This is a genomic window from Microbacterium sp. zg.Y909, assembly GCF_024626565.1.
Genome location: NZ_JANJFJ010000116.1, coordinates 1 through 12,275, shown reverse-complemented (window position 1 = coordinate 12,275; position 12,275 = coordinate 1). Strand labels below are relative to the sequence as shown.

The 12,275-nt window shown below is 71.1% G+C and carries 9 protein-coding genes; 7 read left to right on the top strand and 2 right to left on the bottom strand.

Going from position 1 to position 12,275, the window contains the following annotated elements; genetic code table 11:
* The 4 genes from NQ160_RS10385 to recQ form a co-directional block, all read left to right on the top strand.
* Window positions 1–1,811 (top strand): DUF3516 domain-containing protein (locus NQ160_RS10385; protein ID WP_257515166.1); only part of this gene is annotated, 1,811 nt, incomplete at its 5' end.
* Window positions 1,812–1,952: 141 nt separating this feature from the next.
* Window positions 1,953–2,489: a DUF1697 domain-containing protein gene (locus NQ160_RS10380; RefSeq protein WP_257515165.1), complete on the top strand. Its 537-nt coding sequence runs from the start codon at window positions 1,953–1,955 to the stop codon at window positions 2,487–2,489.
* A gap of 149 nt (window positions 2,490–2,638) precedes the next feature.
* Window positions 2,639–3,208, top strand: coding sequence for a hypothetical protein (locus tag NQ160_RS10375; protein WP_257515164.1), 570 nt, complete (start codon window positions 2,639–2,641; stop codon window positions 3,206–3,208).
* Window positions 3,209–3,361: 153 nt separating this feature from the next.
* Window positions 3,362–5,302, top strand: a complete 1,941-nt coding sequence (recQ, locus tag NQ160_RS10370; protein ID WP_257515168.1) for a DNA helicase RecQ — start codon at window positions 3,362–3,364, stop codon at window positions 5,300–5,302.
* 180 nt (window positions 5,303–5,482) lie between these two features.
* On the opposite strand, the gene NQ160_RS10365 is transcribed toward recQ, so the two are convergent.
* Both NQ160_RS10365 and NQ160_RS10360 read right to left on the bottom strand, forming a co-directional pair.
* Window positions 5,483–6,133 carry a S8 family serine peptidase gene (locus tag NQ160_RS10365; protein WP_257515163.1) on the bottom strand — a complete coding sequence of 217 codons (651 nt, stop codon included), beginning with the start codon at window positions 6,131–6,133 and terminating at the stop codon, window positions 5,483–5,485.
* Complete coding sequence (locus NQ160_RS10360; RefSeq protein WP_257515162.1) at window positions 6,130–6,717, bottom strand: S8 family serine peptidase; 588 nt, start codon at window positions 6,715–6,717, stop codon at window positions 6,130–6,132. The genes NQ160_RS10365 and NQ160_RS10360 overlap by 4 nt, the downstream gene beginning before the upstream one ends.
* 487 nt (window positions 6,718–7,204) lie before the next feature.
* On the opposite strand from NQ160_RS10360, the gene NQ160_RS10355 reads away from it, so the two are divergent.
* From NQ160_RS10355 to NQ160_RS10345, 3 genes are all read left to right on the top strand, one after another.
* Window positions 7,205–9,310, top strand: coding sequence for an acyl-CoA dehydrogenase family protein (locus NQ160_RS10355; RefSeq protein WP_257515161.1), 2,106 nt, complete (start codon window positions 7,205–7,207; stop codon window positions 9,308–9,310).
* 178 nt (window positions 9,311–9,488) lie between these two features.
* Window positions 9,489–10,058 carry a DNA-3-methyladenine glycosylase I gene (locus NQ160_RS10350; protein ID WP_285178406.1) on the top strand — a complete coding sequence of 190 codons (570 nt, stop codon included), beginning with the start codon at window positions 9,489–9,491 and terminating at the stop codon, window positions 10,056–10,058.
* Window positions 10,059–10,202: 144 nt separating this feature from the next.
* Window positions 10,203–12,275, top strand: a 2,073-nt coding sequence (locus tag NQ160_RS10345) for an Ig-like domain-containing protein (RefSeq protein ID WP_257515160.1), incomplete at its 3' end; no start/stop codon positions are given.

Sequence of the window (12,275 nt, the reverse complement as noted above, 5' to 3'; positions counted from 1 at the left end):
AGGCCGCCGCTCTCGAGCGGGCGCAGGCCCTCGCCAACGGCAAGGTCGCCTCGCGCGAGCAGCGGGATGCCATCGGCGAGGCCATCGGCGGCTTCCGCTTCAACACCGCCTTCGGAAAGACCCTCTCCCGGCTCGTCCGTGCCGGCATCGGCGTGCACCACGCGGGCATGCTGCCGCGGTACCGGCGCCTCGTCGAGACGCTCGCCCAGCGGGGTCTGCTGCAGGTCATCTGCGGCACCGACACACTCGGGGTCGGCATCAACGTCCCCATCCGCACCGTCGTCATCACGGCGCTGTCGAAGTACGACGGCACGAAGATGCGCCAGCTCTCCGCCCGCGAGTTCCACCAGGTCGCCGGACGCGCGGGCCGCGCCGGCTACGACCCCTACGGCAACGTCGTCGTGATGGCGCCGGAGTGGGAGATCGAGAACGAGGCGGCGCTGCGCAGAGCCGGCGACGACGCCGCCAAGCGCAAGAAGATCGTGCGCAAGAAGGCGCCCACCGGCGTCGTCAACTGGGGTCTCGGGTCGTACGAGCGGCTCATCCAGGCCCAGCCCGAGCCGCTCGTGCCGCACCTGCAGCTCACCGCCGCGATGCTCATCAACGTCATCGGCCGGGGCGGCGACGTCTTCGGCAACGTGCGGTCGCTGGTCTTCGACAACCACGAGCCGCGCTGGCGGCAGTACGAGCTCGCCCGCCGCGCGCTGGCGATCTTCCGCACGCTCGTGGCGGCGGGGATCGTGGAATCGGGGCCGGACGGCATCCGCCTCACCGTCGACCTGCAGCCGAACTTCGCGCTCAACCAGCCGCTGTCGCCGTTCGCGCTCGCCGCCATCGAGCTGCTCGACCGCGACGTCGAGCTCGGGCGGGGGGCGGATGCCGCCGCCGGCGGGGTCGGCACCGGCCACTACGCCCTCGACGTCGTCAGCGTCATCGAGGCGACCCTCGACGACCCCCGCGCGATCCTGAACCAGCAGGAGTACAAGGCGCGCGGCGAAGCGGTCGCGGCGATGAAGCGCGACGGCATCGAGTACGAGGAGCGCATGGAGCTTCTCGAGGAGATCACCTACCCCAAGCCACTGGCCGACCTGCTCGGGCAGTCGTTCGAGGTTTTCGCGTCGAGCCAGCCGTGGGTGCGCGACTTCCACCTGTCGCCGAAGTCGATCGTGCGAGACATGTACGAGCGGGCCCTGTCGTTCGGCGAGTTCGTCGCGCTCTACCAACTCGGCCGCAGCGAGGGGCTCGTGCTGCGCTACCTCAGCGACGCGTTCCGGGCGATCCGGCAGACCGTGCCGGCCGAAGCCCGCACCGACGACCTGCTCGATGTCATCGAATGGCTCGGCGAGCTGGTGCGCCAGGTGGATTCCAGCCTCGTCGACGAGTGGGAGGCGCTGACCCACCCGACCGACGACCCCGACGCGCCTGTCGTCCCGCCCGCGCCGCCGTCGGTGCTGACCAACCGGCGCGCGTTCACGGTGCTCGTGCGCAACGAGATGTTCCGGCGCGTGCGCCTGGCCGCGCTGCAGGACGACGCGGCGCTGGAGGAGCTCGACCCCGACGTGGGCTGGCCCGACCGCCTCGACGCGTACTACGACGAGCACGAGGAGATCCTGGTGGGCGGGCCGGCGCGCTCGCCCGGGCTCTGCATGATCGACGAGTCGGACGCCGCCGAGGGCCTCTGGCGCGTGGACCAGATCATCGACGACCCGGCGGGCAACCACGACTGGCGCATCCGGGCGGAGGTGGACCTCGCGGCATCCGCCGAGGAGGGCGCCGCCGTCGTGCGCGTCACCGAGGTCGTGCGGCTGTAGCGGCCGTTGCGGGCGGCTCGCCTGTCGCAATGTGTCGCTTCGGGCGCCGGGAAGCGACGAATCGCGACAGGCGAGCGCGTGGTGGAAGCGGTGGGGTGGCCCGGCGGTGCGCCGACGGGCCGACGCGAGCAGAATGGGGCCGTGGCGACCTACCTGGCGTTCCTGCGGGCGATCAACCTGGGCGCGAAGCGCGTCTTCCCGAAGGAGGACATCCGTCGGGTGGTCCAAGAGGCGGGCTTCGCGGATGCCGCGACGTACATCAACACCGGCAATGTGCGCTTCACGACGGCCATGCGCTCCCGCGCCCGCATCGAAGACCGGCTCGAGCGGGTGTTCGCGGCGGACCGGGGGTTCGACGTGCCCGCGATCGTGTTCTCCCGCGACGAGTTCGCAGCGATCGCTGACGTCACCCGAGAGCTTTCGGCATCCCACCCCGGCCTGGCGCGCCACTACGTCTACCTGCTGAAGCAGGAGCTCACAGCCGAGGCGATCGCCGCGATCGAGGGCGCCGCGTCGGACCTCGGCGAGATGGTGGTGCGCGGCCGGGCAGCGCACGCGCTGTTGCGGCCCGGCTATCAGGAGGGCGCCGTCGATCCGCTCGGGGCGGCGAAGCTGCTGGGGGTTGGGACCAACCGCAACGCGAATGTCGTGGCCGCCATCGCCGAGCGATGGTGCTGAGCACGGGTGTGGGAATGCACCGCCCGCACACCGTGGCTTTCCGGCGGGCCGCGGCGTAACCTGTCGCCACCGACGGAGGTGATCCGATGGCCCGGTGGAGACGGCGACGACAGCGCGAGCCTTATGCCGCGGTGACGGACGAAGAGCGTATGTCGCGCTATGTGTACCTGCTCGGGACGCTCCCGCCCACCGTGATCGAGCGGGCGCATGAGGCGGCGTTCGGCCGTCTGCCGCTCGAGCAGCGGCAGGAGATGTTCGCGAAGCTGCGGCCCTTCATGTCCGAGCGGGAGCGGGTGCGTGAGCCTCAGCCGGCCCTGCTGGCGAGCGTGCTGCAGCGGCTGGCGGTCACCGGTTCGTCGGGCGCGCGCGGGAGTCTCGCCGTAGCGGAGGGCGACCGTCGCGCCGACGGCTCCGGCGGGCGTGCGGAGCACCCCGGCATCTGGCCGTTCGACGATCCGATCCTGATCGCCCTCGTGGCCGGGCACTTTCTGACGTCGGCGACGCTCGTTTCGTACTTCTCCGTCGGCGCCGGGTCGCTGGCCCTTGCGGGCGAACCCGCGTGGGTGGGCGAGATCGCGGGCGTGCCGGCCGACGGGGCCGGTGGCGGCTTCGGCGGGTCAGACGGTGGCGGCTTCGGCGGTGACGGCGGATTCGGCGGGATGGACGGCGGCGGCTTCGGCGGCGGATTCGACGGCGGCGGCGGCGGCTTCGGGGGATGACTCCAGCTCCGTGTCAGCGGCGCTGGGTAGGGTATTCGGGTGAGGGACGGGCGAGAGACGACGGATGCCGGCTGGGCGCCGGTCGACGCACCCCCGTTCGATGACTTCGAACCCCCGCCCGACGAGTGGGCACCGCCCCCCGACGATGGGTGGATGCCTCCGCCTGACGAGGCATGGACCCCGCCGCGGGCTACGCCGTCGCGAGCTGCGGCGCCGTCGCGCCGGGGCCCGGACGTCACGGCATCCGCCGGTCTGGACCTGCCGCCGCGCCGGGAGTTCACCGGTGCAGACCCCGCGGCCGTGCTCAAGGAGGTCTTCGGGTACGACGCCTTCCGCGGCGACCAGGGCGAGGTCGTCGCGCATGTCGTCGGCGGTGGTGACGCCGTCGTGCTCATGCCCACGGGCGCCGGCAAGTCGATCACCTACCAGGTGCCCGCCCTCGTGCGGCCCGGTACGGGCCTGGTGATCTCACCGCTCATCGCGCTGATGCACGACCAGGTCGACGCGCTGATCTCCAACGGCGTGCGGGCGGCATACCTGAACTCCACGCAGTCGCCGGCCGAGCGCCAGGCGGTGGAGCGCGACTACCTCGCGGGCGAACTCGACCTCATCTACGTCGCGCCCGAGCGGCTCTCGAGCGCCCAGACGACCGCGCTGCTGCAGCGCGGAAAGCTCAGCGTCATCGCGATCGACGAGGCGCACTGCGTGTCGCAGTGGGGTCACGACTTCCGGCCCGACTACCTCGCCCTCGGCGATCTTGCGGAGCGCTTCCCGGGCGTTCCCCGCATGGCGCTCACCGCCACGGCGACGCGCGCGACGCACGAGGAGCTCACCCAGCGGCTGCACCTGCCCGAGGCGCGCCACTTCGTCGCGAGCTTCGACCGGCCCAACATCCAGTACCGCATCGTGCCGAAGGTCGACCCGCGCCGCCAGCTCGTGTCGTTCATCCGCTCCATGCCCGAGGGCTCCGCCGGCATCGTGTACGCGCTCAGCCGCAAGTCGGTCGAGCAGACCGCCGAGTACCTGCGCACGCAGGGCCTCGACGCGCTGCCCTACCACGCGGGGTTGGATGCCGGTATGCGGGCGCGGCACCAGTCCCGGTTCCTCCGCGAGGACGGCGTCGTGATGGTGGCGACGATCGCGTTCGGAATGGGGATCGACAAGCCCGACGTGCGCTTCGTCGCCCACATCGACTTGCCGAAGTCGGTCGAGGGGTACTACCAGGAGACCGGCCGCGCGGGGCGCGACGGCGAGCCGGCGATGGCGTGGATGGCCTACGGCCTCGGCGACGTGGTGCAGCAGCGACGGCTCATCGACCAGAGCCCCGGCGACCGCACGTTCAAGATGCGCATGGGGCAGCACCTCGACGCCATGCTGGCCCTCTGCGAGACCGTCGAGTGCCGCCGGCAGAACCTGCTGGGGTACTTCGGCCAGCAGTCCGAGCGCTGCGGCAACTGCGACACGTGTCTCGAAGCTCCGGAGACGTACGACGGCCTGGTGCCGGCGCAGAAGCTGCTGTCGACGATCGTGCGGCTGCAGCGCGAGCGCAACCAGTCGTTCGGCGCGGGGCACCTCATCGACATCCTGCGCGGCGCCGACACCGAGCGGATCCGGCAGCAGGGCCACGAGCGGCTCTCGACCTACGGGCTGGGGGCGGACCTCACCGACCAGGACTGGCGCTCGATCGTGCGGCAGTTGCTGGCCCGCGGCATCCTCGTCGCGCGCGGAGACTACGGCACGCTCGCGCTGGGCGAACCCGCCGCCGCCGTGCTGCGCGGCGAGGCCGACGTGCCGCTGCGCCGCGACACGATCGGGCGACCGGCGGCGGCTGCGCGGGTGCGCAAGGCGTCGGCGGCCGACAGCCTGGGCGAGGGCGACCGCGGGCTGTTCGAGGCCCTGCGTGCGTGGCGTGCCGAGACTGCGCGCGAGCAGGGCGTGCCGGCGTACATCGTCTTCGGCGACGCGACGCTGCGGGCGCTCGCCGAGCACCGCCCCCGCACGCTCGCGGACCTGGACGGCATCACGGGCATCGGCGCCAAGAAGCGCGAGGCCTACGGCGAGTCCGTGCTCGCCGTCATCGCCGCCGCCGAGTGAGTACTCGCGTCGCCGAGTGAGCCCCGCCGAGATACTCCGTCATTTCCGGGGTGTTCATCCGCACGAGCAGGTCGAAGTCATTCGGATGCCAGCGTTCGAGAGTCACCACCACCGCTGCCCCCTCCCGGGACCGATTGAACACCGATCGCGGCGATCACTGCCAGAGTGTGCACCGGACGGTCACGGCGTTGCTCCTCGGCGGGGTCCTTTTCTGCGCACGACGATGACCAGTGCGGTGATGATCCCCGCGACGACGACCGCAACCAGGCCCACGGAGACGGCGATCCCCGCGGGGCCGAGCGGCCCGAGGGGGTCCGCCTGAACCGGTGCGGCCGCAGCATCCTCGTCGGCAGGGGCCGGGGCGGCATCCTCGGGCGAAGCGCCCGATTCGCGTGCGACGGCGTCGGCGACCTGCTCCGCGCTGGGGATGCCGTAGGGCCGATCCATCAGCGGATTCTCGTCGGCGTAGCTCGTAGGGTCGCTCTGCAGCAGCGTGGCGGGCCATGCCGCGCCGTAGCCATAGCCCGTTTCGGGCTCGTACATGGGCTCGTGGATGCTGCCATTGGTCGTGTGGATGAGCGCCTGTACCAGCTGATTCCCCGATGCCTCGGGGTAGCGCTGGGTTGCGAGGGCGAGCATGCCCGCCACGAGTGGCGCGGCGTAGGAGGAGCCGGATCCCGACCGGCTCTCGTCCCAGCCCACTCCCGGCACGCCGACGGTGGGGATGCCCACCCCCGCGGCGACCACGTGCGTCTCCTCGCGGACGAACGGCTGCCCGTCCGCGTCGGTCTGGAGCATGCCGGACCTGTCGACCGCGGCCGCGGCGATCACGCCGTTGATAATTCCGAGCGATCGCTGCGCCAGGCCGGTTTCGGGTTCGACGTGGAGTTGATGATCACGACGCCCTTCGCAATGGCCTCGGCGCTCACCGCACCGTCGCCCTCTTCGCTCTCCCAAGGCTCGCCGACAGAGGTCGTGAAGATGTCGGCGCCGTCATCGATGGCCCGCTGCAGCCCGAGACCGAAGTGGCTGAGCACGTCCGGATCCTCACGAGAGGTGCACTCCCCGTCGCCGTCGGCGCGACCTGTTCCGTAGAAGATCACGTCGGCGTCGGGCGCGATGCCCCGGATGCCACCGGCGCCGGCACTGTTGCCGATCAGCATCGCTGCCATCGCCGATCCGTGCTCGGAACCGCGAGTCACCTCGGCGCTCACGGTTTCATCGCCCTCTTCGCACAGCGTGCCCTCGGCGACCGTGAGGGAGCGGCCCTCGAAGACGGGCAGGTCTGGATTGATCCGCTCGTCCATGACGGCGATCGTGACGCCCTCGCCTGTCCACCCCTGCTCGTGGATGGCGGCGATGTCGTAAGTGTCCCACCACCACAACGGCGCGGGCGCGGTCGATGCGGTGGCCACGCTGGACCGCCCCACCACCACGAGCGCGGCGGCAAGCGCAACGACGACTGCGCGGCTTGCGCGCCTTCCGGCATCCCCGTGTCGTTTCGACGACCTCACTGCGGACATCCTCCTGTCGGCTCTCAGCCGTCGAAGACCCTGTGGCACCTCACCGGGCGCGGAGCGCCACACAGAAACCTAGAGGGATGCCGGTCGCCGTCGCCAACCTCGATCGAGGTCTTGACAAGGAGAACGGCAGGCCGGTTCGATCCGCGGTCAGGCACCCCGGCGAGCGAGGGGTCGTCGGCTCGCCACGCGAATACTCACTCGGCACCGCGAATACTCGGCACCGCGAATACTCACTCGCGAGCGGAGGGTGTGGGGGTGACACAACGCGGGGGCGGCACGGCGGCGGATGCCGGTGTGGAGACTGTCCAAACGGCTTGAGGGGTTGTTGTGGGACACCTACGGTCGGAGGATTCCGTCCCACCTCGCCGAAGGGTGCATCATGACCGACGCTGCCGTCCGTCCCCGCAAACCCGCCACCAGCAAGCGCACGCCCGCCGGTGGCGCGCCTACCGCCGCGCACACCGCCGACGAGGCTCACGAAGCGCGCATCGACATCGACGCCGTCACCGACCTGCTGCTGGGCACCTGGGCCGACACGCGGCGCGAAGCGCGCGAGATGGTCAAGGACCCCGCCCTCTGGCGCGTCGATGGCCTGTCGATGGCCGAGCACCGCGAGCGCGTGCTCGAGCAGCTGCGCATCGTGGTGAGCCACGGCGGCTCGCGACGCGCCTACCCGAAGGAGTACGGCGGACTCGACGACAACGGCGCCAACGTCGCCGCGTACCTGGAGCTGGTGCTCGCCGACCCGAGCCTGCAGGTCAAGGCCGGCGTGCAGTGGGGCCTGTTCGGCTCGGCGATCCATCACCTCGGCACCAAGCCCCACCACGACAAGTGGCTGCACGACGTGATGACCCTCGACCTGCCGGGCGCCTTCGCGATGACCGAGACCGGCCATGGCTCCGACGTCGCCGCGATCGGCACCACGGCGACCTACGAGCCCGAGGCCGAGGAGTTCGTCATCCACACCCCGTTCCGGGGCGCGTGGAAGGACTACCTCGGCAACGCGGCCCTGCACGGACGCGCGGCGACGGTGTTCGCCCAGCTGATCAGCGGCGGCGTCAACTACGGCGTGCACTGCTTCTTCGTGCCGCTGCGCGACGAGAACGGCGAGTTCCTCCCCGGCGTCGGCGGTGAGGACGACGGCGTCAAGGGCGGGCTCAACGGCATCGACAACGGCCGCCTGCACTTCGACCAGGTGCGCATCCCTCGCACGAACCTGCTCAACCGCTACGGCGACATCGCCCCCGACGGCACCTACTCCAGCGAGATCGCCAGCTCTGGGCGTCGCTTCTTCACGATGCTCGGCGCACTCGTACAGGGGCGCGTCTGCATCGAGGGTGCGGCCACCAACGCCACCGCGCTGGCGCTTCACATCGCCGTCACCTACGCCAACCAGCGTCGCCAGTTCGACAGCGGCAGCGGCACCGACGAGGTCGTGCTGCTGGACTACGCCCAGCACCAGCGTCGCCTGCTGCCGCGCCTGGCGGAGGTGTACGCGCAGCATTTCGCCGGCGACGAGCTGATCAAGAAGTTCGATGGCGTCTTCAGCGGACGCAAGGACACCCCTGACGAGCGCGAGGACCTCGAGACGCTCGCGGCGGCACTGAAGTCGATGTCGACCTGGAACGCGCTGGACACGATCCAGGAGTGCCGGGAGGCGTGCGGCGGAGCCGGCTTCCTTGCGGAGAACCGGCTCGTGGGCCTGCGCGCCGACCTCGACATCTACGCCACCTTCGAGGGTGACAACACCGTGCTGCTGCAACTGGTGGGCAAGCGCCTGCTCAGCGACTTCGCGAAGCAGTTCAAGGGCGCGGATGCCGCAGCGCTCGCCCGCTTCGCCGTCGGTCAGACCGCAGGCAAGGTCTTCCACGGCGCCGGCCTGCGCCGCCTCGGACAGACCGTCACCGACTTCGGCTCCACCGCCCGCTCGGTCGAGCTGGGCCTGCGCGCCGACCAGCAGCACGACCTGCTGTCCGGACGGGTGCAGCAGATGGTCGCCGACATCGCCGGGCGGCTGCGTCCCGCGGCGAAGATGTCGCCGACGGATGCCGCGGCGCTCTTCAACGAAAACCAGTCCGAGCTCATCGAGGCCGCCCGCGCTCACGCGGAGCTGCTGCAGTGGGAGGCCTTCACCGACGGTGTGAACCGCGCCGCCGACGACGGCACCCGCCAGGTGCTCACGTGGCTGCGTGACCTGTTCGGGTTGTCGCTCATCGAGAAGCACCTCGCCTGGCACCTCATCCACGGCCGGCTGTCGACGCAGCGCGCCGCCTCGGTCTCGCGCTACATCGACCGCCTGTGCGGCCGGCTGCGCCCGCACGCCCAGGACCTCGTCGACGCGTTCGGCTTCGAGCCCGAGCACCTGCGCGCGCCGATCGCGTCGGGCGCGGAGCACGAGCGTCAGGAAGAGGCGCGCGCCCACTACGCGGCGCTCGCCGCCGCGGGCAACGCCCCGGTGTCGGAGAAGTCGCTGCGCAAGAAGTGACGCGCCGTCGGCCTCGCCTGTCGCAAATGGCGGTATAGCGTCCCGCCCAGCCGCACTTTGCGACAGGTGAGCCTGGGGAAGGGGGATGCCGCGCCCCTTGGCAGGCGAGCGCCCCACCCCGGCCGCACAGGCAACCGGCCGGGCAGCCGTGGCACGGACAGGGCCATAGGGTGGCGGGGTGAATCCCGACATCCGCCTCGGCACGGACGGCTTCGCCCGCTGCGCGTGGGCGGGCGATGACCCCGAGTACGTGCGGTACCACGACGAGGAGTGGGGCCGGCCCCTGCACGGCGATCGTGCACTGTTCGAGAAGACGAGCCTCGAGGGGTTCCAGGCTGGTCTGTCGTGGATCACGATCCTGCGCAAGCGCCCGCGGTTCCGGGAGGTCTTCGCCGGTTTCGACCCCGCCGCCGTCGCCGCCTTCGATGAGAGCGATGTCGAGCGCCTCATGGCGGATGCCGGCATCATCCGCAACCGGGCGAAGATCCTCGCTGTCATCGGCAACGCCCGCCTCGTCGCAGAGATGGCTGCGGGGGAGCTCGACACCCTGATGTGGTCGTTCGCGCCGCCGCGACACCCTCGGCCCGCCACCTTCGCCGAGGTGCCGCCCACCAGTGCCGAGTCCGTCGCCCTCTCGAAGGAGCTGCGCCGCCGCGGCTTCCGGTTCGTCGGGCCGACGACCATGTACGCGCTCATGCAGTCGGCGGGAATGGTCGACGATCACGTCGCGGGGTGCTGGCGGGCATAGCACCGCCGGCGGGGAGCGCGACCCCGCATGGGGAGTTCTCCCCACCGCGAGGGGGTGCGGCGTCCCGCTAGGGTGGACGAGGCGCCGACCCCTGGTCGGACCGACGCCACGCACATCGCCGATGAGACAAGGGGGCCTGTCTTCGTGAGGTCCTTTGCGTGGCTGCGTGCGCGTCCGCGTACGCTCGCGTCGGCGAGCGTCATCACGGTCTCAGCCGTCGCGATCACCACCATGGCCTTCCTCTACGAGGGCTTCCCGACCACCGACGTCGAGCTGAACGACGGCTCCGTCTGGGTCACCAAGCAGGACAGCTACCTCGTCGGCCGCTACAACGACGCCTCGCAGGTGCTCGACGCGGGGCTGCGCACCGTCTCGGACACCTACGACATCGTGCAGGACGGCCGCACGGTGATCGTCGTAGACGAGGCCAACGCCACCCTCGCGCCCGTCGACGTGACCACCGTCGCGACCGTCGGCGACATCGACATCCCCGCCGGGGCCACCGTCGGTGTCGGCGCTGGCACCGTCTCGGTGCTCGAGCCGCAGGACGGCACGCTGTGGATGGCTCCGGCCTCGGGCCTGCAGGCCATCGCCCCCACCAACGACCCCGTCGCCGAGTTCGGCGAGGGCGCCGTGTCTGCCACCGGCACCGACGGCACGGTCTACGTCGCCTCCCCCGAGCAGGGCACAGTCACCACCCTGCGGCTCGGGCAGGAGGTGCCGGAGTCCTCGAGTCAGACCGTCGAGGGTCTCGACGAGGGCGATGCGCTGGCGATCACGGTCGCCGGTGCCACGCCGGTGGTGCTGAACCTCACCGACGCGCGACTGTGGGTGCAGGGGCTGGGCATGCGGGACCTCGACGATGTCGATGACGCGGTGCTGCAGCATCCGTCGCCCTACGCACAGCACGTCAGCTACGCCACCGCCACAAGCCTGGTCACCGTGCCACTCGGCGACGGCCCGGTCGCCGAAACCGAGGCGGGAGCCCCGGGCGCACCGGCCGCCCCCGTGTCGCTGAAGGGGTGCGTGTACGGTGCGTGGGGCGGCTCGGCCCGGTTCGTGCGCGACTGCCCGCAGGACCGCGACGACCTCGTCGCCGACATCCCCGGCATGAGCCCGGATGCCACGGCCGTCTTCCGCGTGAACCGCGACGTGGTGGTGCTCAACGACGTCGCCACGGGCTCGGCCTGGACGGTGACCCAGTCGCTCGAACTCATCGACAACTGGGACGACATCATCCCGCCCGAAGGCGGAGACGAGACCGAGCAGACCTCCACCGAGGTGTCGGAGGAGACCTCGCTTCCCGAGCGCACCGAGGTGAACCACCCGCCGGTGGCCGAGGACGACGACTTCGGCGTTCGCCCGGGCCGCACCACGGTTCTGCCCGTGCTCGACAACGACAACGACCCCGACGGCGACGTGCTCACCGCGACCGCGCAGGGAGGGGTGTCGGTGGGCGAGCTCTCGCCCATCTACGGCGGTCGGGCCCTGCAGGTGACCGTGCCCGAGAACGCCACGGGGAGCGACACCTTCACCTACGAGGTGAACGACGGCAGGCCGGGAGGCACCGATCAGGCGACGGTGTCGCTCGAGGTGCGCCCGTGGTCGGTCAACCAGCCGCCGCTGCAGCGCAAGATTCCGGTGGTCATCGTCGAGCAGGGCGGTCAGATCACGTACGACACGCTGCTGGACTGGATGGACCCCGACGGCGACGACATGTTCCTGCGTGCGGCGACCACCGACGGCGGCGACGAGGTCGACTTCACCTCTGCGGGCGAGATCACCTTCCGCGCCATCGGCTCGGTGCAGGGCCGGCGGGAAGTGACGATCACGGTCTCCGACGGCCAGGAGGACACTGTCGGCGTCGTGCAGGTGGATGTGCGCCCCGTGGGCTCGACCAAGCCGATCACGTCGCCGGACCACGTCGTGGTGCGCGTGGGCGAGAAGACGACGATCTCGCCGCTCGACAATGACATCTCGCCCAGCGGTGCGCCGCTGCGACTCGCCCGCGTCACCGAGGTCGCCGGCGCCCAGCTCTCGCCGGATTACAACGCCGGCACCTTCTCCTTCTCTTCGTCCACGCCCGGCGTGTACTACGTGCAGTACCTCGCCACCGACGGGCCGCAGACCGTCATCGGGCTCGTGCGCGTCGACGTGCTCGCCGCCGCCGACCCCGACGAGAAGCCCATCGCGGTGCGCGACGTCGCGCGGCTGCCG

Coding starts and splice junctions, on each gene's coding strand:
- NQ160_RS10375 (WP_257515164.1), top strand. CDS start 2,639: ATGTCGCGCTATGTGTACCTGCTCGGGACGCTCCCGCCCACCGTGATC.
- recQ (WP_257515168.1), top strand. CDS start 3,362: ATGCCTCCGCCTGACGAGGCATGGACCCCGCCGCGGGCTACGCCGTCG.
- NQ160_RS10355 (WP_257515161.1), top strand. CDS start 7,205: ATGACCGACGCTGCCGTCCGTCCCCGCAAACCCGCCACCAGCAAGCGC.